The sequence below is a fragment of the Streptomyces sp. NPDC005784 genome (assembly GCF_042871525.1).
Classification (GTDB): domain Bacteria; phylum Actinomycetota; class Actinomycetes; order Streptomycetales; family Streptomycetaceae; genus Streptomyces.
In genome coordinates this window covers 470,890-496,852 of sequence record NZ_JBIAIQ010000001.1, presented here as the reverse complement: position 1 = coordinate 496,852, position 25,963 = coordinate 470,890, and the positions used below count along the sequence as shown (strand labels likewise).

The window sequence follows — 25,963 nt, the reverse complement described above, 5'->3', positions numbered from 1 at the left end:
GATCGGGAGGATGGCCGGTCGAAGGTGTGCGTCGCGAGCGGGGCTCTCCCTGGTGCTGCTGCTCGCCGTGCTCGTCGGCTGCGGCGTCCGGGCGCCGTCGGACACCGCGGCGGCCGAGGTGCGGCGGGTCCTCGACCGGCGGGCGACCGCGGTCCTGGACGGGGACGCGGCGGCGTTCCGGGCCACCGGGGCGTCGGCCGGCGCCGGAACCGGCTTCGCGAACCTGCGCGAGGTGCCGCTGGCGGACTGGTCCTACCGTCTGACCGAGCTGCGCCGCACCGGTGACCGGGCCACCGCCGACGCCCAGCTGCGCTACCGCATCAAGGGCTACGACGCCGCACCGGTCACGGTGGACCGCACGCTGCGGCTGACCCGCGCCGACGGAACCTGGCGCGTCACGTCCGACGAGCCCGCGGGCAGGGGCGGCGCCCAGCTGTGGGACCAGGGAGCCGTGACGGCCGTACGGGGTGAGCACAGCCTGGTCCTCGGGGTCGGGCAGTCCGGTGAGCGGCTGCGTTCCTTCGCGGGTCTCGCGGACCGTGCCGTGCCCGCCGTGTCGGAGGCCTGGGGCACGGACTGGGCGCGGCACGTCGTCGTCCTCGTACCGAAGTCGCTGGAGGGGATGGCCGGGCTGCTCGGGGCTCCGGCGTCCGGGTACCGGGGGATCGCGGCGGTCACCACCGGGGAGGCGGGAGGTTCGGCGAAGGCGCCCGCGGACCGGATCATCGTCAACCCGGACGCGTACGGTGTCCTCGGCGACCTCGGCAAGCAGGTCGTGCTCACCCACGAGACCACGCATGTCGCCACCCGCGCCCACACCACGGCCGCCACCCCGCTGTGGCTCTCCGAGGGGTACGCGGACTGGGCGGGCTATCGCGGCAGCGGGCGGGCGCCCGGGCAGGTCGCGCCGGAACTGGAGCGTGCCGTGGCCGAGGGGCATGTTCCGGCCGCGCTGCCCGACGACGCGGAGTTCGGGTTCACCTCGGACGCGGGCCGGCTGGCGCGGGCCTACGAGGGCGGCTGGATGGCCAGCCGGCTGATCGCCGACCACTGGGGCGAGGTCCGGCTGAACGACTTCTACCGGGCGGTGGGCGACCACCGGGAGCGGGCGGGGGCGGTCGAGGGCGCCCTGCGGGACGTGCTGCGCACGACGCCGGAGCAGTTCACCCGGCTGTGGCGGCAGTACCTCGAGGACCAACTCGGCTGACGCGTGGGGCTGGTCACCGCTCAAGCCGGTGGACGGCCTCCGCGAGCCAGGTCCGCTCCGCCTCGCCGGTCGCCCGCGCCACCCGCAGCATGCCCTGCCGGAACAGGTCGTCGGCCTCCTCCGCGCGCAGGGGCCGGCCGTCCCGGTAGAAGAAGCTCGCCGGGGTCTCAAGGAACTCCTGGCGGCGGCGCAGCACCGCGGCCTGCTCGCGTGGGTCGTCCAGGTGGCGCAGGAACGCCAGCAGGGTGTTGAAGCGGACCTGGTCGGTGATCTCGGCCTGCTTGGGGTGGCGCAGGCGCTCCAGGAGGCCCTCACGGCCCTTGTCGGTGAGCGACAGGATGCGCCGGGGGGCCGCGCCGCTGCCCGGCTCGGTGTGCTGGTCGAGCATGCCCGCGGCGACGAGGCGGGTGATCGCCGGGTAGAGGGCGCCGTCGCTGACCGGGCGGACATGGCCGCTGAGCGCCTTGATGCGCTCCTTCAGCTCGTAGCCGTGCAGGGGCGCCTCGTACAGAAAGCCCAGGATCGACAGCTCCAGCATCCGGTCGGCTCCTCGCTCGTGGGTCGTCGCGGTACGACGCGTCTGCCGTACCGCCGATCACTTTCCCGCATCCCGCTCCGCTCACGGACGCCCGTACCCCGTACCCCGTAGCCGTCCTGATCCTTGCGGGGTTCAGGTGTCCATGGTACCTCTTATCGAGCTACCTCGAAACGAGGTAGCTCGTTTCGAGGGAGGCTTCGTGAACGCCCATCGCAAGCAGCTCATAGCGCTCGCCCACCCCGTCTACCTCTCGCTGCTCGCCTCCGTCGCCGCGGGAATCATCAACACCGTCTGGGTCTCCCGGCTCGGCGGGGACGCCGTGGCCGCCGTCGCCGTCGCGACGAACACCGAGAACGTGCTGCTCGGCGTGGCCCTGGTCTTCGCCTCCGGCACCACCGTCCTGGTCGCGCACGCCCGGGGCGCCCGCGACCCGGGCGCGGTCCGGGCGGCCGTACGCGGAGGCTGGGCGCTGTGCGCCGCGGTCACACCGGTGATCGCCCTCGGCGGCTACCTGCTGCGCGAGCCGCTGGCCCGGCTGGTGCTCGGCGGCGACGGACGCGCGCTGACCCTCGCCGTCCAGTACTTCACCGTCTCCCTGCCCGGCATCGCCGTCTTCTTCGCGCAGAACCTCGTCGACGGCATCCTGAAGGGCACCGGAGACACCCGCACCCCCATGCGCCTCGCCCTGCTGGCCAACGGCCTGATCCTCGGCCTCGACCCGCTCCTCATCCACGCGTACGGCGTCCGGGGCGCCGCCGTCTCGACCGTGCTGTGCCGCTCGGTGGCCCTCGTCGTGGGCCTGCGGGCCCTGCGCCGGAACACCCTGCTGTCCGAGGCGGCGACCGCGAGGCCCGCCGAGGCCACCGGCGCCGCGCTGCGCCGCACCCTCACCACCGGTCTGCCCATGTCCGCCGACTTCACGGTGCGGCAGGGCGGCGCGCTGGTGCTGGTCGCGATCGTGGCCCGCCTTGGGACGACGGCGGTGGCGGCGTACGCGATCGCCTACAAGGTCATGTACATCGCCACCATGGCGTTCTACTCGGTCCGGCAGGCCGCCTCGATCCACACCGCGCACGCGCGGGGCGCGGGCCACGACGAGCGGGGCGCCATCGGACGGCAGGCCGTCCTCGTCTCAGGGACCGTCGGCCTGCTCGCCGCGGGACTCCTGTGCGCCCTGGCGCCCTGGATCATGCGGGCCTTCGGCGCCGGCCCCGCGGTCGCCCACGACGGCGTGCTGTTCCTGCGCTGCGTCGGCCCCTACCTGCTGCTGATGGCCTGCTTCATCGCCCTCGGCGGGGTCTTCGAGGGCAGCGGGGGAGCGCCTGTGCTGCTCCGGGTGACGCTGGCCGGTACGGCGGTCCAGCTTCCGCTCGCCCACGCCGTGTCCGGACTGGGGCTGCCGGGCATCTGCCTGGCCCTCGCGCTGTCCATGACGGTGCAGTGCGCGGCCCTGTGGCTGTGGGCCGGGCGGACCGGACGTCAGGAGGACGCGGTCTCCTTGGTGCGGGCCGCCTGAGCGGGGAGCGCCGGCGTGGGCTCGGAGACCGTGCTCCGCCACAGCACCCGGGCCGCCAGCACTGCGGCGACCACCAGCAGGCCGTTGCGGACGACGAGCAGAGTGATGCCGAGCGGGGTGCTGCCCACGACGTCCGCGAACCAGGTGGGGAACTCCAGCACCGTCACGAAGCACGAGAGCAGCACCAGGCAGGCGGGCACCGTCATCCGGCTCGCGCGAAAGCACAGACAGACCGCCGCGATACCGACCAGCCACACCAGGTACTGCGGGCTGATGACCCGGCTGGTGGCCGTGAACATCAGGACGGCGACGAACGCGGAGTCGGCGAGCGTGTGCGGCAGGAACCGCTTGGCGCACAGCCGCCACAGCAGCAGCCAGCCGAAGGCGAGCGCCGTCAGGAACAGGGCCGCCGTGCTCACCAGGTCGACGTAGGGGCCGACGAACTCGACGGAACCGTAGTTGAGCAGCACCCGCCCGTTCCAGCCGTGGTGCCGGGCCACGTGGAAGACGAGGGAGCCGAGCGACTCCACCTCGGTGCCGCGGTCGCGCTGGGAGGTCAGGAAGGTGAACGCGCCCGGCATCGTCATCCAGAACAGCGCCGCGAACCCGGCCACCGTCGCCGCGGCCGAGACCCAGGCCCGGCGGCGCACGGCGCCGAGCAGCAGGAGCACCGGCCACACCTTCACCATCGCGCCGAAGCCCGTGAGCACCCCCATCACCCGGGGATGGCGGGCTCCGGCGAGCAGCGCGGCGACCGCGACGGCCGTCACCATCACGTCGTAGCGGGCGTACACGGTCGGCCCGAGCAGTGGAACCCCGATCATCCACACCCAGGCGCCGCGCAGCGTCTTGCCGGAGCGCGAGCCCGCGTACAGGAGCAGCCCGAACGTCACCAGGTCGGCGACGAAGGCCAGCACGAAGAAGGCGTGCTGGTAGTCGAGGAACGGCAGCAGGCCGGGGGAGAGGATCGCGAGCGAGGCGGCCGGCGGGTACTGCCAGGTGACGTCGTTCAGCGGGAAGGTGCCGTGCCGCAGGACGTCGTACCAGCCGTGGTAGATCACGGCGACGTCGCTCGTGACGTCCGGGCCGGGGAAGACGTACACCTTGGCCACGAAGAGCAGCAGCATCAGCCTGGTCAGGCCCCAGACTCCCAGCAGTACGGCCACGCCGATCGGGAACCTCGAGCTTCGTGCCCCCGTCATGCCCACCTGGCCCTCTTCGTCCGGAAACCGTGTGCGTCGCCGCCGTGCTCTTCGCGGACCCAGGGTGACGCGCCGGTCTGTGTGCGGGCCGTCAAGTGCGGCCGTGCGGAGCTGTGAGTATAGATTCGATACTGTCGAACACGATGCACAAGACCCTGATCGTGACGAACGATTTCCCGCCCCGCCCCGGCGGCATCCAGGCCTTTCTGCACAACATGGCACTGCGTATGGACCCCGGGCAGCTCGTCGTCTACGCCTCGACGTGGAAGCGCGGCCGCGAGGGCGCCGAGGCGACCGCCGCGTTCGACGCGGAGCAGCCCTTCACCGTCGTACGGGACCGTACGACCATGCTGCTTCCGACGCCGGGCGCCACCCGGCGGGCGGTCGGCCTGCTGCGCGAACACGGCTGTACGTCGGTGTGGTTCGGGGCGGCGGCCCCGCTCGGTCTGATGGCTCCGGCGCTGCGCAAGGCGGGCGCGCGACGCCTCGTGGCGACCACGCACGGCCACGAGGCCGGCTGGGCCCAGCTGCCCGCCGCCCGCACGCTGCTGCGCCGGATCGGTGAGTCCACCGACACGATCACCTACCTCGGGGAGTACACGCGCTCGCGGATCGCCTCCGCGCTGACCCCCGAGGCGGCCGCGCGCATGGTTCAGCTGCCACCGGGCGTCGACGAGCGGACCTTCCACCCCGGTTCGGGCGGCGAGGAGGTCCGGGCCCGGCTCGGACTCAGCGACCGGCCGGTCGTCGTCTGCGTCTCCCGCCTGGTCCCGCGCAAGGGCCAGGACACCCTCGTGCAAGCGATGCCGCGAATCCTGGCGAAGGAGCCGGACGCGGTACTCCTGATCGTCGGCGGCGGGCCGTACGAGAAGGAGCTGCGCAAGCTCGCGCACGACACCGGTGTCGCCGGCTCGGTCCGGTTCACCGGGGCGGTGCCCTGGTCGGAGCTGCCCGCGCACTACGGAGCCGGGGACGTCTTCGCGATGCCGTGCCGGACCCGCAGGGGCGGGCTGGACGTCGAGGGGCTCGGCATCGTGTACCTGGAGGCGTCGGCGACGGGCCTTCCGGTGGTCGCCGGCGACTCGGGCGGCGCGCCCGACGCCGTGCTCGACGGCGAGACGGGCTGGGTCGTACGCGGCGGCTCCGCCGAGGAGACCGCCGACCGCGTCGTCACCCTGCTCGGCGACCCCGAACTGCGCCGCCGGATGGGCGAGCGGGGACGCGCCTGGGTCGAGGAGAAATGGCGCTGGGACCTGCTGGCAGAGCGGCTGAGAGAGCTGCTCTAGCCCCTCGCGGGCACGCGCGTCTCTGGGCCCCGGCCCCCTGACGCCGACAGTGGTTCGGCGCCCTGCCTCCTGCCGCCTCGTTGCATCTACAGGGGCGCTTGCCCCTGTCGTTTGACGATTGCGCCCACGAGGGTGCTGCCCCCTGTCGTTCGGCGCTTGCGAGCGTCTACGGGGGTGCCGCTGGCTGTCTCTCGGCGGCTGCGGGCCGCCCTGGGCCGGCCGCGCAGTTCCTCGCGCCCCTGACGGGGCGCCCCGTCAGGGGCGCGAGGAACTGCGCGAGCAACCACGACGATCCCTACACCCGCCCCCACGGCGGATCCCGGCGGGCACCCACCCCAAGGCGGAGCCGATTGCTCCCCGCTACCGGGGCGGAGCCCGGTAAGCCCCCGCCACCGCGGGGGCGTACGCCAAAGGGCCCCGCCACCGCGGGGGTGGACGCCAAAAGGCCCCGGCGACCAGGCGGAGGCCGTCGGACCCCCGCGAAGGGGGGCCGGCTGGTGTCCGTGCCTGGGGCCGAGGCCCGTCGCTGGGGCGTCAGCCCCGATAAATTGCCTCGATCTCGTTCGCGTAGTCCTTCGCGACCACGTTGCGCTTCAGCTTGAGAGACGGCGTGAGGTGCCCCGACTCCTCGGTGAACTGGTGGGCGAGGATGCGGAACTTGCGTACCGACTCCGCCTTGGACACGGCCGCGTTGCCGTCGTCGATGGCGTCCTGGATGGCGGCGATCAGGTCCGGGTCCTCACGCAGCGACGCCGCGGTCGAGCCGGCCGGCTTCCCGTGCTCCTCGGCCCAGCGGGCCAGGAACTCCTCGTCGACCGTGACCAGCGCGCCGACGAACGGCCGCCCGTCGCCGACCACCATGCACTCCGCGACCAGCGCGTGCGCGCGGATCCGGTCCTCTATCACGGCCGGAGCGACGTTCTTGCCGCCCGCCGTGACGATGATCTCCTTCTTGCGGCCGGTGATGCGGAGGTAGCCGTCCTCGTCGAGGGTGCCGATGTCACCGGTGTGGAACCAGCCGTCGGCGAGCGCCTCGGCGGTGGCGGCCTCGTTGTTCCAGTACCCCTGGAACAGGTGCTCGCCGTGCAGCAGCACCTCGCCGTCGTCGGCGATGCGGATCACGGAGCCGGGCAGCGGCTGGCCGACCGTGCCGATCTTCGTACGGTCCCACGGGTTGAAGGCCGTGGCCGCGCAGGACTCGGTGAGGCCGTAGCCCTCCAGGACCGTGAAGCCGATGCCGCGGAAGAAGTGGCCGAGCCGCTCACCCAGCGGGGCACCGCCCGAGATCGCGTACTCGCCGCGCCCGCCGAGCACCGCGCGCAGCTTGCTGTAGACGAGCTTGTCGAACGTCTTGTACTTGATCTTCAGACCGAGCGACGGGCCCGAGGGGGTGTCCAGCGCGCGGCTGTACGCGATCGCCGTGTCCGCCGCCTTGTCGAAGATCTTGCCCTTGCCGTCCGCCTGGGCCTTGGCGCGCGCCGAGTTGTAGACCTTCTCGAAGACGCGCGGCACACCGAGGATCAGCGTCGGCCGGAACGCGGCCAGCTCGTCGGTGAGGTTCTTGATGTCCGGGACACAGCCCAGCTTGATCGGCGCCATCATCGGCGCGACCTGCACGAGCCGTCCGAAGACGTGCGCGAGCGGGAGGAAGAGCAGGACGGAGCACTCGCCCGTGCGGAACAGCGGGCGCAGCCGCTCCACGATGTTGCCGCACTCCGCGAAGAAGGCGCGGTGGGTGAGGACACAGCCCTTGGGCCGGCCGGTCGTCCCGGACGTGTAGACGATGGTCGCCGGGTCGTCCGCCTTGGCGAGCGAGCCGCGCTCCTCGACGGTGGCGTCGCTGACGTCCTTGCCGAGGCGCTCCAGCTCCTCGACACCGCCGCCCTCGATCTGCCAGACGTGCTCGAGGGCGGGCAGCCGGTCGCGCACCGACTCCACGGAGGCCGCGTGCGTCGGCAGTTCCACGATGCAGGCGGTCGCGCCCGAGTCACCGAGGATCCACTGCACCTGCTCGGCGGAGCTGGTCTCGTACACCGGCACGGTGATGGCGCCGGCGCTCCAGATCGCGAAGTCGAGCAGCGTCCACTCGTAGCGGGTACGGGACATCAGAGCGACCCGGTCACCGGGCCGCACGCCCGAGGCGATCAGGCCCTTGGCCGCGGCTCGCACCTCGGCGAGGAACGTGGTGGCGCTGACATCCGTCCAAGTGCCGCCCACCTTGCGGGCGATCACGGCTACGTCGGGATGCTGCGCGGCGTTTCGACGGACGATGTCGGTGAGATTTCCGTCCGCAGGGACCTCGTACAAAGCCGGAAGGCTGAACTCGCGCAAGACTGCTGCTCCTCATAGGGCGCCGACGCCACGACTCTGTGTGACGCGCCGGTGCGGTCCAAGGCTCGGGCAGGTACTCAAGAGATCGCTTGTTGAAATCCCGAGTACGACTGGACTGCCCGGACGTTACCCGCCGGTATGGCTTCTTCGACAGGGGGTCCCGGCGAGATGTTCTATGCGTCACACGTGTTGGCGTTCCTTCGCGCACAGTAGTCCACGCCCTTCTTGACTAGCCAGTAACCGCAGGTCCGGCCGCCTCTGTTCACGTCTGCCACACAGGCCTACGCTTGATCGTCATGGCATTCACACCGGTCGGCCGTCCGAGGACGCGCATTCATGTGGTCAGTGACGTGCACGGCAACGCCCGGGACCTGGCCCGAGCGGGCGACGGCGCCGACGCCCTGATCTGCCTCGGTGACCTGGTCCTCTTCCTCGACTACGCCGACCATGCGCGCGGCATCTTCCCGGACCTGTTCGGCGTGGAGAACGCCGACCGCATCGTCGAGCTGCGCACCGCCCGCCGCTTCGAGGAGGCGCGCGCGTTCGGCGCCCGGCTGTGGGGAGGCATCGGCACGGACCGGGCCGCCGCGATCGAGAAGGCGGTGCGCAAGCAGTACGCCGAGATGTTCGCCGCGTTCCCGACACCGACGTACGCGACCTACGGCAATGTCGACATGCCGACCCTGTGGCCGGAGTACGCCGGGCCCGGCACCACCGTCCTCGACGGCGAGCGGGTCGAGATCGGCGGCCGCGTCTTCGGGTTCGTCGGCGGGGGGCTGCGGACACCGATGCGGACCCCGTACGAGATCAGCGACGAGGAGTACGCGGCCAAGATCGAGGCGGTCGGCGAGGTCGACGTGCTGTGCACGCACATTCCGCCGGAGGTGCCGGAGCTGGTGTACGACACCGTGGCGCGCCGCTTCGAGCGCGGCTCCCGTGCCCTGCTGGACGCGATCCGGCGTACGCGCCCCCGTTACGCGCTCTTCGGCCACGTCCACCAGCCCCTCGTCCGCCGGATGCGCGTCGGGGCGACGGAATGCGTGAATGTGGGGCACTTCGCCGGGTCGGGCCGGCCCTGGGCGCTGGAGTGGTGAGCCGGAGGCCGTGGTGAACGCCGGGTGGGGTGACGGCGCCAGCAGCCGTGCGCGGTAGCCTTCACGCTGCACACACGTGCGCACCACCCTCCCTCACCGGACCTCATCTGGAGGAGCCACCGCGATGGCGGAACACACCAGTTCGAGCATCACGATCGAGGCGGCACCGGCTGATGTCATGGCGGTGATCGCCGACTTCGCCCGCTACCCGGACTGGACGGGTGAGGTGAAGGAGGCGGAGGTCCTCGGGACGGACGAGCGGGGCCGCGCCGAACAGGTCCGCCTCGTCATGGACGCCGGCGCCATCAAGGACGACCAGACCCTCGGCTACACCTGGACCGGCGACCACGAGGTCTCCTGGACCCTGGTCAAGTCCCAGATGCTCCGTTCCCTGGACGGCTCGTACCTCCTCAAGCCCACGGGCGACGGCGCCACCGAGGTCACCTACCGGCTGACCGTCGACGTCAAGATCCCCATGCTCGGCATGATCAAGCGCAAGGCCGAGAAGGTCATCATCGACCGTGCCCTGGCCGGCCTGAAGAAGCGCGTCGAGGAAACGGTCTAGCCACCCACGGGCGCCCGCCCCACACCCCGGGGCACCGTTGCGCCCGGCTCTCGGAGCACGCCCCACACCCCGGGGCGTCACTTTGCCCAGCCCCCGGAACCACACCCCGCACGTCGGCAGGGCCACCCCCTCCGTGGCGCGGCCCACCCCTTCCGTGGCGCGGCCCACCCCTTCCTCGCCCCCTCCGCCCCTGCCCTTCCCGTACCCGGGGCTCCGCCCCGGACCCCGCTCCTCAAACGCCGGAAGGGCTGAAGACTGCCCCCGGCCGGGGCTGAAATGCGGACGGGCCACCACGACGCACCCGCAGCCGGGATCCGGCGTGAGGGGACGTGCCGGTGCATCAAATACCCGCAGGCCGGACGGATCACCACCCGCGCTCACTTCGCGACGCCGCCGGGATCCGTCCGGATGCGGGCGGATGTACCGGCGCGGCCCCGACCCACCCACCGGACCGGAACCCGAAAACCGCCGAGGCCACCGCACCGGTAGCGTTCACCCCCATGCGCACCATCCTGATCACCGGCCAAGGCGGCACCGGCCGTACCACCGTCGCCGCGGCCACCGCGCTGAAGGCGGCGGGGGAAGGCACCCGCACCCTGGTGCTCACCGCCGACCGCACCGACACCCTCGGTGCCGTCCTCGGCGTCCCCACCGGCCCGGACCCCGTCGAGGTCGCCCCCGGCCTCACCGCCTGGCGACCCGACGCCGCCGCCCGCTTCCGCGACGACCTCACCGCCTTCCAGCGGCGGGCCACCACCGCCCTCGACCTGCTCGGCGCCTCCCGGCTGGACGCCGAGGAAGTCACCCCGCTCCCCGGCGCCGAGGAACTCGCCCTGCTGCGCGCCCTGCGGGACGCCGCGCTGTCGGAGGCGTACGGCCTGCTCGTCGTGGACCTTCCGCCGGCCCCCCAGGCCCTCGCCCTCCTCGCCCTGCCCGAGGAGCTCCGCCGCTATCTGCGCCGCCTGCTCCCGCCGGAGCGCCAGGCGGCCCGTGCCCTGCGCCCCGTCCTCGGCCGCCTCGCGGGCGTGCCCATGCCCGCCGAGTGGCTGTACGAGACGGCAGGGCGCTGGGACGTCGAGCTGGCCGCCGTGCAGGCCGTCGTCGAGGACCGCGCCACGACCGTACGACTGGTCGCCGAGCCCGGACCGGCCGGCGCCGACGCCGTCCGCACCGCTGCCACCGCCCTCGCCCTGCGCGGCCTGCCCGTCGACGGCCTGGTCGCCAACCGGGTGCTGCCCGGCGCCACCAACGACGCCTGGCTGGGGGCCCTCGCGGCCCAGCAGCGCAAGGCCCTGGACGAGTGGCAGGAGACGTACGAGGTCCACCAGGTCCCGCACCGCGGCCACGACCCGCGCGGCACCGACGACCTCGCCGCGCTCCCCGTGCCCGGCGTCAACACCGCGCCCACCCCCGTCGAGTGGCCCGTCACCGATCACCTCGCCGACGACGGCGTGCTCGTCTGGCACATCCCGCTGCCCGGCGCGATACGCGACGAACTCGACCTCATCCGGCGCGGCGACGAACTCGTCGTCACCGTCGGCCAGTTCCACCGGATCGTTCCGCTCCCCTCCGCTCTGCGCCGCTGCTCGGTGGCGGGCGCCGCACTGCGCGAGGGCGAGCTGCGCGTCCGCTTCACGCCCGATCCCGGGCTGTGGCCGCGCGAGAAGTGACCGTGCCGTGATCCGGGGCACCGGACACGGTGAACGGGGTACCCCCGTTCGGGTAACGTCGAAGGCACGATAAAAGTAGGCAGGAGTCCCGCCATGAGCGAAGAGCGCCCCACATCCGACGCCGCTCAGGAGGAGACGGCCGACGAGGTGCGCGTCGAAGAAGCGCACGCCACCGACGCCGACGCCTGGGCGACGGCCTGCGAGGAGGACCTCGCCGCGGAGAAGGCCCGTCGCCGCGCCCAGCACGGCCCGCCGCCCGGCTCGGCCGCCGAGGAACTGCGCAAACTCGTCGACGCCGTCGCCGACAAGCTCTCCGGGCTCCAGTCGCCGCTGTTCGGCGCGGTCGCCTCCGGAACCGCCCAGCAACTGGTCAACCAGGTGGTGCAGCAGGCCAAGGCCGCCGTGGAACCGGTGCTGGAGCGCAACCCCGACGTCTTCGACCACCTCGCGGCCGCGGGCTCCGAACTGCTCGCCGCCTACCGTTCGGCCGTCGAGAACCAGGAGCGCCGCTGGACCGCCCGGGGCACCGGATCCCGCGACGACGAGTCCGGTCCGGGCGAACACATCGACTTGGACTAATCGCCCCTCGGGTACGGTTGGCCGTAGCGGGGCTCGACCGAAACTGAGGGATTCATGGGACTCACCATCGGCGTCGATATCGGCGGCACGAAGATCGCGGCCGGTGTGGTCGACGAGGAAGGCAACATTCTCTCGACCCACAAGGTGCCGACCCCGACCACGCCGCAGGCCATTATTGACGCCATCGCCTCGGCCGTGGAGGGCGCGCGCGCCGGTCACGACATCGTGGGTGTCGGTATCGGTGCCGCCGGATACGTGAACCGCCAGCGCTCGACGGTGTATTTCGCGCCGAACATCGACTGGCGCAACGAGCCGCTCAAGGCTGAGGTCGAGCAGCGTGTCGGTCTGCCGGTCGTCGTGGAGAACGACGCGAACGCGGCCGCCTGGGGCGAATACAAGTTCGGCGCCGGCAAGGGCCACCGCAACGTCATCTGCATCACCCTGGGCACGGGCCTCGGCGGCGGCATCATCATCGGCAACAAGCTGCGCCGCGGGCACTTCGGCGTGGCCGCCGAGTTCGGCCACATCCGGATGGTGCCGGACGGTCTGCTGTGCGGCTGCGGCTCGCAGGGCTGCTGGGAGCAGTACGCCTCCGGGCGCGCCCTCGTCCGCTACGCGAAGCAGCGGGCGAACGCGACCCCGGAAGCCGCGGAGATCCTGCTGGGCCTCGGTGACGGCACCCCGGACGGCATCGAGGGCAAGCACATCTCCATGGCCGCCCGCCAGGGCGACCATGTCGCGGTGGACTCCTACCGCGAGCTGGCCCGCTGGGCCGGTGCGGGTCTGGCCGACCTCGCCTCGCTCTTCGACCCGTCCGCCTTCATCGTCGGCGGCGGCCTCTCGGACGAGGGCGAGCTGGTCCTCGACCCGATCCGCAACTCGTACAAGCGCTGGCTGGTCGGCGGCAACTGGCGCCCGGTCGCCGATGTGATCGCCGCCCAGCTGGGCAACAAGGCGGGTCTCGTCGGAGCGGCGGACCTGGCCCGGGAACCCGACCCGATCATGTAGCGCCCGCACATCCTGTCGCACGGCAGCGCCCGCCGCACCTCCACGGGACGGCGGGCGCCGCCGTATCCCGGGCCGGCCGCGCTGGGGCTTTCACCCCTTCCGGGAGGCTCTCAGCGCGTATCTTGATCGCCATGCCGACCAGCCCCTCCGCCAGTCCGCTGCCCGCGTCCCGTACCGAATCCGACGGTTCGGCCGTCATCCGCGTGCTCAGCTACAACATCCGCTCGATGCGCGACGACACCGCCGCGCTCGCCCGTGTGATCAGCGCCTGCGCACCTGACCTCGTCCTGGTCCAGGAGGCGCCGCGCTTCTTCCGCTGGCGCAAGAAGCTCGCGCGTCTCGCCGCCGCCTCCGGCCTGGTCGTCCTGTCCGGCGGTGCCACCGCCTCCGGCCCCGCGCTGCTGTGCACCCTGCGGGCCACCGTGGAGCGCACCGAGGACGTGCTGCTGCCGCTCACCCCGGGCCTGCACCGTCGCGGCTTCGCCACGGCGGTAGTCCGGTTCGGGGGCGCCCGGCTCGGCGTACTGAGCTGCCATCTGTCGCTCCAGAAGGACGAGCGCTATCAGCAGAGCGGCATGCTCCTGGACCGTCTCGCCGGTCTCGGTACCCCGCACGCCGTCGCGGGCGGCGACCTCAACGAACGCCCGACGGGACCCACGTTCCGCCGTCTCGCGGGCACGCTCCAGGACGGCTGGACGACCCGTCCCTGGGGCGGGGAGCACACCTGGACGTTCGCGGGACCCGACCGGCGCATCGACGCGATCTTCGCCACGCCCGGCATCGAGGTCCTCGGCTGCGGGGTGCCGCTCGACCTCACCGGCGTGACCGGGACAGACCTGAGGGCGGCCACGGACCACCTGCCCGTGCTGGCCGCCCTCAAAGTGCCCGCGTCCTGAATGCTCGCGTCCCAAGTGCTCGCGACTGGAGTGCCCGCGTCCCGAGTGCCCGCGTCCTGGGGGTGGGTCAGACCACCGCGCCGCGCCCCGGGTCGTCGAGGTCCTCGTCGTCGCCCTTCATGCGGGTCACCAGGGTGGCGAAACCGCCGAGGAAACCGCCGATGCCGAGGGTGGTGAGCCACCAGGTCATGTCCCAGCTGAGCAGGACAGCCAGCAGGAGCAGGGCGGGTCCGCCGAGCACACCGAGCCAGGCGAACTTGGCGGTCGTGTCCGCGGCCGGCAGCGGAGGCGGCTCGGGCGGTACGAAATGGCCCTCGTCGTCCTCGTCGAAGTCGTCCTCGGCCGGCTCGGGCGCGCGGTAGTCCCGCGGGCCGCCGACACCGGGCGCGAAGGCGATCGAGCTGCCGAGGGGTTTGGCGGCGGAGGGCCGGTCGGAGGAGGCCTCCGGCTCGGGCGTGGCCCCCGGAGCCGGGGCGTCGTCGCCCTCGCCCGTGCCGTCCCCGGCGCTCTTGCCGCCGGCCTCGGGTCCCGCGTCCGTCCCGGGCTCGGGGAGGGCCAGGTCCTCCACCGACCGGTACGGCCGTGAGCCGGGCGGGTCCGGCGGCTCCTCGCCGTATCCCTCGACGATCGACTGCCAGGCGGCGTCCTCGTCGAAGGGCACGCTCTGCCCGTCGCCGGGAGACTCCCCGCGGGCATCACCGGGCGACTCTCCGAGCGGGTCCCCCGCGGACTCTCCGAGCGCGTCGCCGAGTCCCTCGCCGAGAGTCCCGTCGCGCGGCTCGCCCACGGGTACGCCCTTCTCCTCGGAATCGCCGCGGTCCGCGTCGTGCTCAGCCACCGGCTGCCGTCCCTTCCTGCCGACCCACCTGACCCGCGTCGGCCTCCTTGCCGGCACCGGGCGCGAGCCGGGTGACGAAGGAGTAGCTCTCCTCGAAGATCCGGTCCGCGTCGTGGTCCAACGTCGCGACGTGGTAGCTCTGTTCCAGCACGATCTCCGTCACGTCCGTGGACGACACCCGGCCGAGGACGCGCGCCGAGTCGGCGGGGGAGACCACGTGGTCCTGGAGACTGTGCAGCAGCAGGAGCGGCTGGGTGACCTGCGGCAACTCCGCGTCCACGACACCGCACAGCTGCCGCATCGAGTGCGCGGCGTGCAGCGGCACCCGGTCGTAGCCGAGCTCTACGGAGCCCTCCTTCGCGATGTCGCTCGCGATGCCCCTGACGGACGGAACAAGGTGACGGAGCACGGGCAGGGCGTGCGCGGCGAGGCCCTGCACCTTGTTCAGCGGGTTGACGACCACGACGCCGCTGATCTCGTCGCCGTGCTTGGCGGCGAGGCGCAGGGCCAGCGCGCCGCCCATCGAGAGCCCGAGGACGAAGACCTGGGTGCAGTTCTCGCGCAGGGCACGCAGCTCGCGGTCGACCTCGGCGTACCAGTCCTGCCAGCCGGTGAGCTGCATGTCCTCCCAGCGGGTGCCGTGTCCCGGCAGCAGGGGCAGCGCGACAGTCAGACCGCGCTCGGCGAGATACTCCGCCCAGGGGCGCAGTGACTGAGGGGAGCCGGTGAAACCGTGGCAGAGAAGGACGCCGACCTCTCCGCCCTCGTGGCGGAACGGCTCGGCTCCAGGAAGGACCGGCACCTCGGTCTCCTGTTCATGAGTTGGGCGGAAAACGACTCCAGGTGTGCTTCACCGTACGCGACCGTACTGACACCGACCAGGGTCGTCGGGTCCTTTGGCGGTGCTCCGGGTTAAGGTCTGATCTACGACACAGGAGGCACTCGGGTGATCTACGGCGCAATGAAGTTTTCCATCGGAGGGCCGCTGAAGCTCGCCTTCAGGCCCTGGGTGGAAGGCCTCGAGAACATCCCCGCCGAGGGCCCGGCCATTCTGGCGAGCAATCACCTGTCGTTCTCGGACTCGTTCTTCCTGCCGGCGGTCCTCGACCGCAAGGTGACCTTCATCGCGAAGGCCGAGTACTTCACGACCCCGGGCATCAAGGGCCGGATGACCGCCGCCTTCTTCAAGGGTGTCGGCCAGCTCCCGGTTGACCGCTCCGGCGCGCGCGGTGCGGGCGAGGCGGCCATCAAGAGCGGCATAGACGTGATCGAGCGCGGCGAACTGTTCGGCATCTACCCGGAGGGCACGCGCTCGCCCGACGGCCGCCTCTACCGGGGCAAGCCCGGTGGCCTCGCGCGCGTGGCCCTCGCCACCGGCGCGCCCGTCATCCCCGTCGCGATGATCGACACCGAGAAGATCCAGCCGCCGGGCAAGGTGATGCCCAAGCTGATGCGTCCGGGCATCCGCATCGGCAAGCCGCTGGACTTCAGCCGGTACAGCGGAATGGAGCACGACCGGTTCGTGCTCCGCGCGGTGACCGACGAGGTCATGTACGAAATCATGAAGCTCTCCGGCCAGGAGTACGTCGACATGTACGCGACGGCCGCCAAGCGGCAGATCGCGGATGCGGCGAAGGCCGAGAAGGACGCGGAGAAGGCGGCCAGGGCGGCACTCGCCCAGGCCGAGAAGCAGGCGGCCAAGGAGCGGGCCGAAGAGCTGGCCGCGGAGCAGGCGGCCGAGGACCAGGACGAGGAACAGGCCGAGGGGCAAGACGAGGAACAGGCCGAAGAGCTGGACGAGGAGCTGGACGAGGAGCAGGCCGAGGAGCCGGCCGAGGAGCAGGCGGCCGAGGAGCAGAACGAGGAGCAGGCCGTCGAGGGGCGGGTCGGGGAACAGGCCGATCCGTCGACCGGCCGGCAGGCCGCCGGGGAAGCCGAACCGACCGACAGGCAACGGTCCGGCTCCTAGAAGCGTCCGTAGGGACGTCGGCAGTGTGGGGTGGGGGGCATGGCCAAGCGCGAGAGAGTCATGAGGATGTCGGTCGAGCAGCCGCTGTGGCGTGCACTGGCCGGGTACCGGGTGCTGACCGTGCTGTACGCGATCGGGCTCTTCGCCACCGCGTACGACACGTTCGCCCGCCCCTGGGTGGCCGTCGCGTTCTTCGCGTTCCTGCTCGTCTGGACGCTGGCCACACTCCGCAGGGTCTCCGGCGCGGCCAACTGCACCAAGCGGTTCCTCGCCGCCGACCTCACGATCGCGCTGGCCGGCATCATGCTCACCCGCGTCGCCGACTCGGCCTCGCGCATCGACTCGGGCGGCCCGACGCTGCCGTCGATATGGACGGCGGGCGCCGTCCTCGCCTTCGCGATCAAGGGCGGCTGGCGGTGGGCGGCCTTCGCCTCCACGCTCGTCGCCGCGGCCAACCTCATCGAACGCGAGCGCCTCGCCCGGGACACCGTGCACAACGTGATCCTCGTCTGGGTCGCCTCCATCGCCATCGGCTACGTCGTAGAGGTCGCCCGCGCCTCCGAGCGCACCCTCGCCCGCGCCCTGGAGATCGAGGCCGCCACCCGCGAACGCGAGCGGCTCGCCCGGGACATCCACGACGGCGTGCTCCAGGTCCTCGCCATGGTGCAGCGGCGTGGCAGCGCGCTCGGCGGCGAGGCCGCGGAACTCGGCAGGATGGCAGGTGAGCAGGAGGCCGCGCTGCGCACGCTGGTGTCGGGCGGTCTGGTGCCCGTCTCACGGGTGTCGGAGGACGCCGCGCTCGGCGCGGTCGTGCTGGCCGTCGACGAACCCGACGAGGATCCCGCGGGCCCCGTCGACCTGCGCGCCCTGCTCGCCCCGTACGCCACCGCGCGCGTGACCCTCTCCGAGCCCGGCGCGCCGGTGCCGCTCGACACGCCCGTGGCGCGGGAACTGGCCGCTGCCGTCGGTGCCGCCCTGGACAATGTCCGCAAGCACGTGGGCGCGGACGCCCGTGCCTGGATCCTGGTCGAGGACGAACCCGACGAGGTGATCGTGACGGTGCGCGACGACGGCCCCGGCATCCCGGAGGGGCGGCTCGCCCAGGCCGAGGGCGAGGGGCGGCTCGGGGTGGCGCTGTCGATCCGCGGCAGGCTGCGCGAGCTGGGCGGCGCGGCCGAGCTGATCTCGGTCCCGGGGCAGGGCACGGAGGTCGAGCTGAAGGTGCCGAAGGACGTGCGGGGGAAGGCGAAGACGCGATGACGAAGGCGACGGTACGGCGATGACGGGCGGGACGGCGGCGGAGCCGCGGGCGGGCGAGGACCCCATCAGGGTCATGGTGGTGGACGACCACCCCATGTGGCGCGACGCCGTGGCCCGTGACCTGGCGGCCGCCGGGTTCGACGTGGTCGCCACGGCGGGCGACGGCGAACAGGCCGTGCGCCGCGCCCTGGCGGCGGCGCCCGACGTCCTCGTCCTCGATCTGAACCTGCCCGCCAAGCCCGGTGTCCAGGTCTGCAAGGAACTGGTCGGCGCCAATCCGGCCCTGCGCGTTCTGGTCCTGTCGGCCAGCGGCGAGCACGCCGACGTGCTGGAGGCGGTGAAGTCCGGCGCGACCGGCTACCTCCTGAAGTCGGCGTCCGCGGAGGAGCTGACCGACGCGGTGCGCCGGACGGCCGTCGGCGACCCGGTGTTCACACCGGGCCTCGCGGGCCTGGTCCTCGGCGAGTACCGCCGGCTGGCCTCGGAGCCGGTCACCGCCACGGGCGCCGGCGAGCCGAGGGCCCCGCAGCTGACCGACCGTGAGACCGAGGTGCTCCGCCTCGTCGCCAAGGGCCTGAGCTACAAGCAGATCGCCGAGCGCCTGGTCATCTCCCACCGCACCGTCCAGAACCATGTGCAGAACACCCTGGGCAAGCTCCAGTTGCACAACCGCGTCGAGCTGGTCCGCTACGCCATAGAGCGCGGGCTGGACGAGGCCTGACCCGGACAGTGGCCCCCCTTCGGGTGATCTGCGTTGATCAACTGGCCGACAATTCACCGGAATAGACCATCCGCACCATGCCGAAGTGACCTGGATCACTATTAGCGTGAGTCCGACAGCCACCCATGGCGAAGGGACTTTCCATGCGGGTCGGAGTACTGACCGGAGGCGGCGACTGCCCCGGGCTCAACGCCGTCATCCGGGGCATCGTCCGCAAGGGCGTGCAGGAGTACGGCTATGACTTCGTCGGTTACCGGGACGGCTGGCGGGGGCCGCTCGAAGGCGACACCGTACAGCTCGACATCCCCGCCGTGCGCGGGATCCTGCCGCGCGGCGGCACCATCCTCGGATCCTCGCGCACCAACCCCCTCAAGCACGAGAACGGCATCCGCCGGATCAAGGAGAACCTCGCCAAGCAGGAGGTCGACGCCCTCGTCGCGATCGGCGGCGAGGACACCCTGGGCGTCGCCGCGCGACTGGGCGACGAGTACGGCATCCGCGTCATCGGCGTACCGAAGACCATCGACAACGACCTCTCCGCCACCGACTACACCTTCGGCTTCGACACGGCGGTCAACATCGCGACCGAGGCCATCGACCGCCTGCACACCACCGCCGAATCGCATATGCGCGTCCTCGTCTGCGAGGTGATGGGCCGCCACGCGGGCTGGATCGCCATCCATTCGGGCCTGGCCGGCGGCGCGAACGTCATCCTCATTCCCGAGCAGCGCTTCGACGTCGAGCAGGTCTGCGCCTGGGTGACCTCGCGCTTCAAGGCGTCGTACGCGCCGATCGTGGTCGTCGCCGAGGGTGCCATGCCCAAGGACGGCGACATGGTCCTCAAGGACGGCACCCTGGACTCCTTCGGGCATGTCCGGCTCTCCGGCGTCGGCGAGTGGCTGGCCAAGGAGATCGAGCGGCGCACCGGCAAGGAGGCCCGCACCACGGTCCTCGGGCACGTCCAGCGCGGCGGGACGCCCAGCGCCTTCGACCGCTGGCTCGCCACCCGCTTCGGCCTGCACGCCATCGAGGCCGTCCGGGACGGCGACTTCGGCAAGATGGTGGCCCTGCGCGGCACGGACATCGTCCGCGTTCCGATCTCGGAGGCCACCGCCAAGCTGAAGACGGTCGACCCCAAGCTGTACGAAGAGGTCGGGGTCTTCTTCGGCTGACGGCGGCTCCTCCGCGGCTCCGGGGTATGGGTCGTATGTCCGGCCCATACCCCAGAACGGGAGAAACCGGTGGAGATTCTGGCTTTCGGCGTCCAGTCCGACGAGAAGCCCTTGATCGAGAAGGCCTTCGCGGGACGCCACGAGGTCCGCTGCCTCGGCGTCTTCCTCACCGAGGACACCGCGCCCATCGCGGCCGGCTACGAGGCCGTCTCCACCAGCGTCAACTGCGGCCTGGGACACCGCGTTCTGCAGACCCTGGCGACCGGCGGCACCCAGCTCGTCGCCCAGCGCTCCACCGGGTTCAACAACATCGACCTCGAGGTCGCCGAGCGCCTCGGCATGACGGTCGCCCGGGTCTCGTACTACTCGCCCTACTCGGTCGCCGAGTTCGCCTGGACCCTCGGCATGGCCGTCAACCGCCGTATCGTGCGCGCCGCCAACCGCACCCGAGACTTCGACTTCCGCCTGGACGGACTGATGGGCCGTGACATGCACGGCCGCACCGCGGGCGTCATCGGCACCGGAAAGATCGGCGAGGCCTTCACCCGGATCGCCCACGGCTTCGGCATGAACCTCCTCGGCTGGGACATCACCGAGAACCCGGCCTGCGTCGAACTCGGCATGAACTACGTCTCCAAGGAGCGCCTCCTCGCCGAGTCCGACCTGGTCACCCTGCACGTCCCGCTGATGCCGGGGACCCAGCACCTCATCGACGCGGACGCCCTGCGCGCGATGAAGGACGACGCGATCCTGGTGAACTCCAGCCGCGGTGGTCTGATCGACAGCCAGGCCCTCGTCGCCCAGCTGCGCGAGGGCCGCTTCACGGGCGTCGGCCTCGACGTGTACGAGGCGGAGGCCGGGCTGTTCTTCCTCGACAAGTCCCTCGAAACCGTCGAGGACGACACCCTGGCCCGCCTGGTCACCTTCCCGAACGTCCTGGTCACCTCGCACCAGGCGTACTACACCGGCGACGCCGTGGGCCAGATCGTCGACGCCACCGTCAGGAACGTCCTCGACTACACCGAGGGCCGCCGCTCGGAGAACGTGCTGGTGCCCCGCAGCTGACCCGCCAGCTCCCGTACGACCGCCGCGCCGTTCAGCGTCAGCACCGACTCCGGGTGGAACTGCACGCCCGCGAAGCCGGGGCCGCGCAGCGCGTGCACCTCGCCGTTCGCGGCCCGGCTGACCTCGACGCCGTGCGCGGACAGCTCCGCCAGCGCCTCGTCGTCGCAGCGCGCCGCGAAGCTGTTGTAGAAGCCGACGGTCTCGGCCCGCCCGAACAGGTCGATGCGGGTCTGCGCGCCCTGGAACGGGACGTCCTTGCGGACGATCTCCAGCCCCAGCTCGGCCGCGATCAGCTCGTGCCCGAGGCAGACACCGAGGACGCCGTGCCGGTGCCCCCGGAGCACCTCGGCGGTGAGCGCCCGCAGGAAGCGCATCTTGGGGTCCGCCGGATCGGAGGGGTCCCCGGGACCGGGGCCGAGGACCACCGGCCCCTCGTGCGCGAGGACCGCCTCGCGCAGCCCCGGCCCGTCGTAGCGGCGCACGGTCACGTCGAGTCCGGAGGACCGCAGCAGATGCGCCAGCATCGCGGTGAAGGTGTCCTCGGCGTCCACGACCAGCGCGTGCCCGGCGAGTTCCCGGGAACGCTCCTGCATCCGCAGCCAGAACGGCGCCAGCGAGGCCCGCCGCCCGTCGAGCGACGCCCGCACCCGTGGATCGTCGCCCAGCTTCGGCCGTACGCCGTCCGGGCGCGGCCTGCCGGGCCGCACCCCCAGCGCCGCCAGCACACCCGCCGCCTTGGCATGTGTCTCGGCGACCTCGCCCGCCGGATCCGATCCCCGTACGAGGGTGGCGCCGACCGGCACTCGCAGCCGGCCGGCCGCGTCGATGTCGGCGGTCCGGATGAGGATCGGGGAGTCGAGGGTCTGCGCCCCGGCCTCTGGGTCCGGCCCGTCCCCCGGCTGCCGTCCGACCAGCGCCAGCGCGCCCGCGTAGTAGCCGCGCCCGCCGACCTCATGGCGCTCGATGACCCGGCAGGCGTTCTGGACCGGCGAGCCGGTGACGGTCGCCGCGAACATGGTCTCCCGCAGCACGTCCCGTACGTCCAGCGAGGAACGGCCCCGCAACTCGTACTCGGTGTGCGCGAGATGGGCCATCTCCTTGAGCCGCGGCCCGATCACCACCCCGCCCATGTCACCGACCGTGCACATCATCTTGAGCTCCTCGTCGACGACCATCGAGAGCTCCTCGATCTCCTTGCCGTCGGCGAGGAACGCGAGCAGGTCCTCGGGGGTCGGCCCCCCGGCCGGATAGCGGTACGTGCCGCTGATCGGGTTCATCACGACCGTCCCGGCGGACATCCGGACATGCACCTCCGGGCTCGCCCCGACCAGCGTCCGCTCCCCGGTGTGCACGACGAACGTCCAGTACGCGCCCCGCTCGCCGATCAGCAGCCGGCGGAACAGCGCCAGGGCGTCGGCCCGTCCGAACCCCGGGATCCGTCCCTCGTAGGTCCGCCGGATAACGAAGTTGGCGCCCTCGCCGCGCCCGATCTCCTCGCGCAGCACCCGTTCGACGATCCCGGAGTACTCCTCGTCGCCGACGTCGAAGCCGCCGCCCTCGACCCGGACGTCGTGCGCCGGCAGTTGCTCCAGCGCCTGTCCGAGCGGCAGTTCGTGACGCTCCTCGGGAACGAGCACCGAAAGCGGGGTGCCGTCGTCACGGACGTCGAAGCCGCGCTCCCGGATCTGCCGGAACGGGATCAGCGCGAGGCCCTCGTCGGGAATGTCGGCGAGGCGCTCCACCTCGCGCACCGGCCCCAGCAGCAGTTCCACCACATCGTGGTCGCGGCCCGGAGTCCGGCGGCGCAGGAGGGCGAAGGGACGGGGATCGTCCAGCAGGTCGAGCAGATTCATCGGTGCGGTCCTTCTCTCGAATCGTGCATCTCGGAGAGGAACGACCCGGGTCCGCAAACACCGAAGGCCGCCCCTCGGGCGGCCTTCGCGAAGTCTTGTCTACGCGCAGTCAGTGGGCCGCCGGATGTGCGGTCCACCACCAGTTCTGGTTCGAATGCGCGAACATGCGCCGCACATTACCCGACGTGAGGGGTGCGCAACAGCGTGAACCGTCCCCGCATGGCGTTCCGACCGCCCGGTCACCGGCCATGGATGGCCAGACAGATCACCGGCCGCGGACGGCCGGACAGTCCGAACCCACCGTGGAAACGAGAGCCATGCACGCAGCCCGTTCGCCCCAGACCCGCCGGACCGGCGCCCGCGCCCTGACCGTGCTCCTAGCGGCGGCCGCCCTCGCCGCCGGGCCGCTCGGCCCCGCGAGCTCGGCCCCGCGCCCGAGCGACTCCGAGGACCTGACCCAGGTCGCCTACCGCGGCCACATCTTCACCGTTCCCGCCTCCTGGCAGATCGTGGACCTGAAGAAACATCCGGACACCTGCGTCCGCTTCGACCGGCACGCCGTCTACCTCGGCACGCCCGGCAGCGACCAGAACTGCCCGGCCAGGGCCAGTGGACGTACCGAGGCACTGCTCGTCCAGCCCGCTCCCACCGCCGACCGGACCGTCACCGAGAACCCCACGGCCCGCACCTACCGGGCCACCGGCGACCGCATCGCCGTCACCGCCGCCTACGGATACGACCGCACCCGCATCCAGGACGTCCTGCGCAGCGCCGGACTGCCCGTGGCCGCCGCACGGCTCGAGGAGCCCGCGGAGCGGCCCGCGGCGGCCGCGCTGCCGACCGACGCGACCTCCTACCGGGGCGAGGGCTTCGACGCCTGCACCGCCCCGAGCCAGTCGGCGATGGACGCCTGGCGCGACGACTCCCCGTACGGTGCCATCGGCGTCTACATCGGCGGCCTCAACCGCGCCTGCGCCCAGCAGCACCTCACCGCGGACTGGGTGCGGACGCAGTACACGCACGGCTGGCGGTTCTTCCCGCTGTACGTCGGCCGGCAGCCCTCCGCCGACGGCGGCAGCTGCGGTGGCGGCTGCTCGGCCATCACCAGCCCGGTGCCGCAGGGCACCGCGGCGGCCGACGACGCGGTCAAGCAGGCCGCCGCGCTGGGCTTCGGCAAGGGCACGGTGATCTACAACGACCTGGAGCACTACGAGCCCGGCGGCAAGATCACCGACCAGGTGCTCGCCTACCTCGACGCCTACACCGTGCGCCTGCACGCACTCGGCTACCGCTCCGGCGCGTACGGCAACACCTCGTCCCTGGTGTCCGACCTGATCGCCAACCGGGGGGACGTCACTCTGCCCGACGTGATCCACTTCGCCCGCTGGAACGGCGCGTCGAGCACGTCCGACTCCTCGATCCCCTCGACGCTGTGGGGCAAGCACCAGCGCATCCACCAGTACGTGGGCGACACGACCGAGACCCACGGCGGTGTGAAGATCTCCATCGACCGCGACCGCCTCGACGTGGACTAGTGGACTAGCGGTCTTCCCCCTCCGGGCGGCCCCGGCGACGCGCCGTACCGTCGCCCGGAGAGGTGTCGATCGAGCGCGGTTCGTCTCAATTGATGAGCAAGGGAATGGACGCCCGACACGACCCCGTAATGTTGTGGGGGTGACCGTGAACGCTAAGTCCAGCGCGAGCGCTGGCAACACCTGGCGAGACCTGCCCGCGGCGCAGCAGCCCGAGTACCCCGATGCCGAGGCTCTGCGCGATGTGATCGCGGACCTCGAGTCGTATCCGCCGCTCGTCTTCGCGGGCGAGTGCGACCAGCTGCGCGCCCGGATGGCGTCCGTCGCCAAGGGAGAGGCGTTCCTTCTCCAGGGCGGCGACTGCGCCGAGGCCTTCGACGCCGTGTCGGCCGACCACATCCGCAACAAGCTCAAGACCCTGCTCCAGATGGGCGCCGTCCTCACGTACGCCGCCTCGGTGCCTGTGGTGAAGGTCGGCCGCATCGCCGGCCAGTACTCCAAGCCGCGCTCCAAGGGCACCGAGACCCGCGACGGCGTGACCCTGCCGACGTACCGGGGCGACTCGGTCAACGGCTTCGACTTCGACGAGAAGTCCCGCATTCCGGACCCCGAGCGCCTGAAGCGGATGTACAACGCGTCCGCCTCCACGCTCAACCTGGTGCGCGCCTTCACCACCGGCGGCTACGCCGACCTGCGCCAGGTGCACGCCTGGAACCAGGACTTCGTGAAGTCGTCCCCGTCGGGTCAGCGCTACGAGCAGCTGGCGCGTGAGATCGACAACGCGATGAACTTCATGCGGGCCTGCGGCACCGACCCGGAGGAGTTCAAGACCGTCGAGTTCTACGCCTCCCACGAGGCGCTGCTCCTCGACTACGAGTCGGCGCTGACCCGCGTCGACTCGCGCACGGGCCACCTGTACGACGTCTCGGGCCACATGGTGTGGATCGGTGAGCGCACCCGCCAGCTGGACGGCGCGCACATCGAGTTCGCGTCGAAGATCCGCAACCCGGTCGGGATCAAGCTGGGCCCGACGACGACGGCCGAGGAGGCGCTCCAGTACATCGAGCGCCTCGACCCGGACCGCGAGCCGGGCCGCCTCACCTTCATCGTGCGGATGGGCGCGGACAAGGTCCGCGACAAGCTGCCCGAGCTGGTCGAGAAGGTCACCGCCTCCGGCGCGACCGTGGCCTGGGTGACCGACCCGATGCACGGCAACACCTTCGAGGCCGCCTCGGGCCACAAGACCCGCCGCTTCGACGACGTGCTCGACGAGGTCAAGGGCTTCTTCGAGGTCCACAAGGGTCTCGGCACACACCCGGGCGGCATCCATGTCGAGCTCACCGGTGACGATGTCACCGAGTGCGTGGGCGGCGGCGACGAGATCTTCGTCGACGATCTGCACCAGCGCTACGAGACGGCCTGCGACCCCCGTCTGAACCGCAGCCAGTCCCTTGACCTGGCGTTCCTCGTCGCCGAGATGTACCGCGACCAGTAGTAGATCAACAGGCGCTGCGTCTGTTACCGGCACCTGAAGTGGGGGGGGGGGGGGGCACCACACCCCCCCCCCCCCCCCCGGGGGGTGGGGGGGTGTTGGGGGATGTGTATGTTTTTAAACAACCCCACACAGACTCACCCAACAACACCAACCACCCGGCGGGGAA

General features: G+C 71.8%; 22 protein-coding genes and 1 pseudogene. 16 read left to right on the top strand and 7 right to left on the bottom strand.

From position 1 onward, the window contains the following. Positions 1-10 precede the first annotated feature (10 nt). Positions 11-1,207, top strand: a complete 1,197-nt coding sequence (locus ACFYR3_RS02175) for a hypothetical protein (RefSeq protein WP_355857369.1) — start codon at positions 11-13, stop codon at positions 1,205-1,207. 13 nt (positions 1,208-1,220) lie between these two features. On the opposite strand, the gene ACFYR3_RS02170 is transcribed toward ACFYR3_RS02175, so the two are convergent. Next, the gene (locus ACFYR3_RS02170) at positions 1,221-1,745 is read right to left on the bottom strand and encodes a PadR family transcriptional regulator (RefSeq protein ID WP_355857366.1); all 525 of its coding nucleotides are present in this window, start codon (positions 1,743-1,745) and stop codon (positions 1,221-1,223) included. A 199-nt stretch (positions 1,746-1,944) separates the two neighbouring features. Here ACFYR3_RS02170 and ACFYR3_RS02165 point away from each other — a divergent pair, with 199 nt between their 5' ends. After that, the gene (locus tag ACFYR3_RS02165) at positions 1,945-3,261 is read left to right on the top strand and encodes an MATE family efflux transporter (protein ID WP_389281073.1); all 1,317 of its coding nucleotides are present in this window, start codon (positions 1,945-1,947) and stop codon (positions 3,259-3,261) included. On the opposite strand, the gene ACFYR3_RS02160 is transcribed toward ACFYR3_RS02165, so the two are convergent. Next, entirely contained in the window at positions 3,225-4,463 is a 1,239-nt protein-coding gene (locus tag ACFYR3_RS02160; RefSeq protein WP_389281071.1) for a glycosyltransferase 87 family protein, read from the bottom strand. The two genes, ACFYR3_RS02165 and ACFYR3_RS02160, sit on opposite strands and share 37 nt — an antisense overlap. Positions 4,464-4,606: 143 nt before the next feature. Here ACFYR3_RS02160 and ACFYR3_RS02155 point away from each other — a divergent pair, with 143 nt between their 5' ends. Then, positions 4,607-5,749 carry a glycosyltransferase family 4 protein gene (locus ACFYR3_RS02155; RefSeq protein ID WP_356783900.1) on the top strand — a complete coding sequence of 381 codons (1,143 nt, stop codon included), beginning with the start codon at positions 4,607-4,609 and terminating at the stop codon, positions 5,747-5,749. Positions 5,750-6,283: 534 nt separating this feature from the next. On the opposite strand, the gene ACFYR3_RS02150 is transcribed toward ACFYR3_RS02155, so the two are convergent. Next, positions 6,284-8,080: an AMP-binding protein gene (locus tag ACFYR3_RS02150; protein ID WP_355850522.1), complete on the bottom strand. Its 1,797-nt coding sequence runs from the start codon at positions 8,078-8,080 to the stop codon at positions 6,284-6,286. Positions 8,081-8,418: 338 nt separating this feature from the next. Here ACFYR3_RS02150 and ACFYR3_RS02145 point away from each other — a divergent pair, with 338 nt between their 5' ends. The 6 genes from ACFYR3_RS02145 (at position 8,419) to ACFYR3_RS02120 (ending at position 13,892) form a co-directional block, all read left to right on the top strand. Then, positions 8,419-9,174 carry a metallophosphoesterase gene (locus ACFYR3_RS02145; RefSeq protein WP_355850541.1) on the top strand — a complete coding sequence of 252 codons (756 nt, stop codon included), beginning with the start codon at positions 8,419-8,421 and terminating at the stop codon, positions 9,172-9,174. Positions 9,175-9,298: 124 nt separating this feature from the next. Further along, the gene (locus ACFYR3_RS02140) at positions 9,299-9,739 is read left to right on the top strand and encodes an SRPBCC family protein (RefSeq protein WP_355850519.1); all 441 of its coding nucleotides are present in this window, start codon (positions 9,299-9,301) and stop codon (positions 9,737-9,739) included. Positions 9,740-10,239: 500 nt separating this feature from the next. Then, positions 10,240-11,409 carry an ArsA-related P-loop ATPase gene (locus tag ACFYR3_RS02135; protein ID WP_356783902.1) on the top strand — a complete coding sequence of 390 codons (1,170 nt, stop codon included), beginning with the start codon at positions 10,240-10,242 and terminating at the stop codon, positions 11,407-11,409. Between the two features lie 93 nt (positions 11,410-11,502). Continuing rightward, positions 11,503-11,988 carry a DUF5304 domain-containing protein gene (locus ACFYR3_RS02130; protein WP_356783903.1) on the top strand — a complete coding sequence of 162 codons (486 nt, stop codon included), beginning with the start codon at positions 11,503-11,505 and terminating at the stop codon, positions 11,986-11,988. Positions 11,989-12,042: 54 nt separating this feature from the next. Further along, a complete protein-coding gene (locus tag ACFYR3_RS02125) occupies positions 12,043-12,996 on the top strand; it encodes an ROK family glucokinase (RefSeq protein ID WP_355850511.1) in 954 nt (317 codons plus the stop codon). A 131-nt stretch (positions 12,997-13,127) separates the two neighbouring features. Further along, positions 13,128-13,892 (top strand): endonuclease/exonuclease/phosphatase family protein, encoded by a 765-nt coding sequence (locus ACFYR3_RS02120; protein WP_355850508.1) that lies wholly within the window; start codon positions 13,128-13,130, stop codon positions 13,890-13,892. A gap of 67 nt (positions 13,893-13,959) precedes the next feature. Here the strand turns inward: ACFYR3_RS02120 and ACFYR3_RS02115 are convergent, their stop codons facing one another. Beyond that, the gene (locus ACFYR3_RS02115; protein ID WP_389281067.1) at positions 13,960-14,730 is read right to left on the bottom strand and encodes a hypothetical protein; all 771 of its coding nucleotides are present in this window, start codon (positions 14,728-14,730) and stop codon (positions 13,960-13,962) included. Beyond that, positions 14,723-15,532, bottom strand: a complete 810-nt coding sequence (locus ACFYR3_RS02110) for an alpha/beta hydrolase (RefSeq protein WP_389281065.1) — start codon at positions 15,530-15,532, stop codon at positions 14,723-14,725. The genes ACFYR3_RS02115 and ACFYR3_RS02110 overlap by 8 nt, the downstream gene beginning before the upstream one ends. 159 nt (positions 15,533-15,691) lie before the next feature. On the opposite strand from ACFYR3_RS02110, the pseudogene ACFYR3_RS02105 reads away from it, so the two are divergent. The 5 genes and pseudogenes from ACFYR3_RS02105 to ACFYR3_RS02085 all read left to right on the top strand — a co-directional run. Then, positions 15,692-16,477, top strand: a pseudogene (locus ACFYR3_RS02105) (lysophospholipid acyltransferase family protein); the annotation flags it as partial. 261 nt (positions 16,478-16,738) lie between these two features. Further along, positions 16,739-17,959 (top strand): MacS family sensor histidine kinase, encoded by a 1,221-nt coding sequence (gene macS, locus ACFYR3_RS02100; protein ID WP_389281063.1) that lies wholly within the window; start codon positions 16,739-16,741, stop codon positions 17,957-17,959. A 73-nt stretch (positions 17,960-18,032) separates the two neighbouring features. After that, positions 18,033-18,680, top strand: a complete 648-nt coding sequence (locus ACFYR3_RS02095) for a response regulator transcription factor (RefSeq protein WP_355850535.1) — start codon at positions 18,033-18,035, stop codon at positions 18,678-18,680. 143 nt (positions 18,681-18,823) lie between these two features. Beyond that, a complete protein-coding gene (locus ACFYR3_RS02090) occupies positions 18,824-19,852 on the top strand; it encodes a 6-phosphofructokinase (protein ID WP_355850499.1) in 1,029 nt (342 codons plus the stop codon). 69 nt (positions 19,853-19,921) lie between these two features. After that, the gene (locus ACFYR3_RS02085; protein ID WP_389281060.1) at positions 19,922-20,917 is read left to right on the top strand and encodes a 2-hydroxyacid dehydrogenase; all 996 of its coding nucleotides are present in this window, start codon (positions 19,922-19,924) and stop codon (positions 20,915-20,917) included. Here the strand turns inward: ACFYR3_RS02085 and ACFYR3_RS02080 are convergent. Further along, the gene (locus tag ACFYR3_RS02080) at positions 20,869-22,770 is read right to left on the bottom strand and encodes an anthranilate synthase family protein (RefSeq protein ID WP_389281058.1); all 1,902 of its coding nucleotides are present in this window, start codon (positions 22,768-22,770) and stop codon (positions 20,869-20,871) included. The two genes, ACFYR3_RS02085 and ACFYR3_RS02080, sit on opposite strands and share 49 nt — an antisense overlap. A gap of 109 nt (positions 22,771-22,879) precedes the next feature. Then, positions 22,880-22,936, bottom strand: a complete 57-nt coding sequence (locus tag ACFYR3_RS02075; RefSeq protein WP_101392327.1) for a trp operon leader peptide — start codon at positions 22,934-22,936, stop codon at positions 22,880-22,882. A 151-nt stretch (positions 22,937-23,087) separates the two neighbouring features. Here ACFYR3_RS02075 and ACFYR3_RS02070 point away from each other — a divergent pair, with 151 nt between their 5' ends. Further along, on the top strand, positions 23,088-24,305 hold the full coding sequence (locus ACFYR3_RS02070; RefSeq protein WP_389281056.1) for a glycoside hydrolase domain-containing protein: 1,218 nt from the start codon (positions 23,088-23,090) through the stop codon (positions 24,303-24,305). A 139-nt stretch (positions 24,306-24,444) separates the two neighbouring features. Beyond that, the gene (locus ACFYR3_RS02065) at positions 24,445-25,797 is read left to right on the top strand and encodes a class II 3-deoxy-7-phosphoheptulonate synthase (protein ID WP_328555993.1); all 1,353 of its coding nucleotides are present in this window, start codon (positions 24,445-24,447) and stop codon (positions 25,795-25,797) included. The last annotated feature ends 166 nt before the right edge of the window (positions 25,798-25,963 follow it).

Coding starts and splice junctions, on each gene's coding strand:
- ACFYR3_RS02175 (WP_355857369.1), top strand. CDS start 11: ATGGCCGGTCGAAGGTGTGCGTCGCGAGCGGGGCTCTCCCTGGTGCTG.
- ACFYR3_RS02170 (WP_355857366.1), bottom strand. CDS start 1,745: ATGCTGGAGCTGTCGATCCTGGGCTTTCTGTACGAGGCGCCCCTGCAC.
- ACFYR3_RS02160 (WP_389281071.1), bottom strand. CDS start 4,463: ATGACGGGGGCACGAAGCTCGAGGTTCCCGATCGGCGTGGCCGTACTG.
- ACFYR3_RS02155 (WP_356783900.1), top strand. CDS start 4,607: ATGCACAAGACCCTGATCGTGACGAACGATTTCCCGCCCCGCCCCGGC.
- ACFYR3_RS02140 (WP_355850519.1), top strand. CDS start 9,299: ATGGCGGAACACACCAGTTCGAGCATCACGATCGAGGCGGCACCGGCT.
- ACFYR3_RS02135 (WP_356783902.1), top strand. CDS start 10,240: ATGCGCACCATCCTGATCACCGGCCAAGGCGGCACCGGCCGTACCACC.
- ACFYR3_RS02130 (WP_356783903.1), top strand. CDS start 11,503: ATGAGCGAAGAGCGCCCCACATCCGACGCCGCTCAGGAGGAGACGGCC.
- ACFYR3_RS02125 (WP_355850511.1), top strand. CDS start 12,043: ATGGGACTCACCATCGGCGTCGATATCGGCGGCACGAAGATCGCGGCC.
- ACFYR3_RS02120 (WP_355850508.1), top strand. CDS start 13,128: ATGCCGACCAGCCCCTCCGCCAGTCCGCTGCCCGCGTCCCGTACCGAA.
- macS (WP_389281063.1), top strand. CDS start 16,739: ATGGCCAAGCGCGAGAGAGTCATGAGGATGTCGGTCGAGCAGCCGCTG.
- ACFYR3_RS02095 (WP_355850535.1), top strand. CDS start 18,033: ATGGTGGTGGACGACCACCCCATGTGGCGCGACGCCGTGGCCCGTGAC.
- ACFYR3_RS02090 (WP_355850499.1), top strand. CDS start 18,824: ATGCGGGTCGGAGTACTGACCGGAGGCGGCGACTGCCCCGGGCTCAAC.
- ACFYR3_RS02080 (WP_389281058.1), bottom strand. CDS start 22,770: ATGAATCTGCTCGACCTGCTGGACGATCCCCGTCCCTTCGCCCTCCTG.
- ACFYR3_RS02070 (WP_389281056.1), top strand. CDS start 23,088: ATGCACGCAGCCCGTTCGCCCCAGACCCGCCGGACCGGCGCCCGCGCC.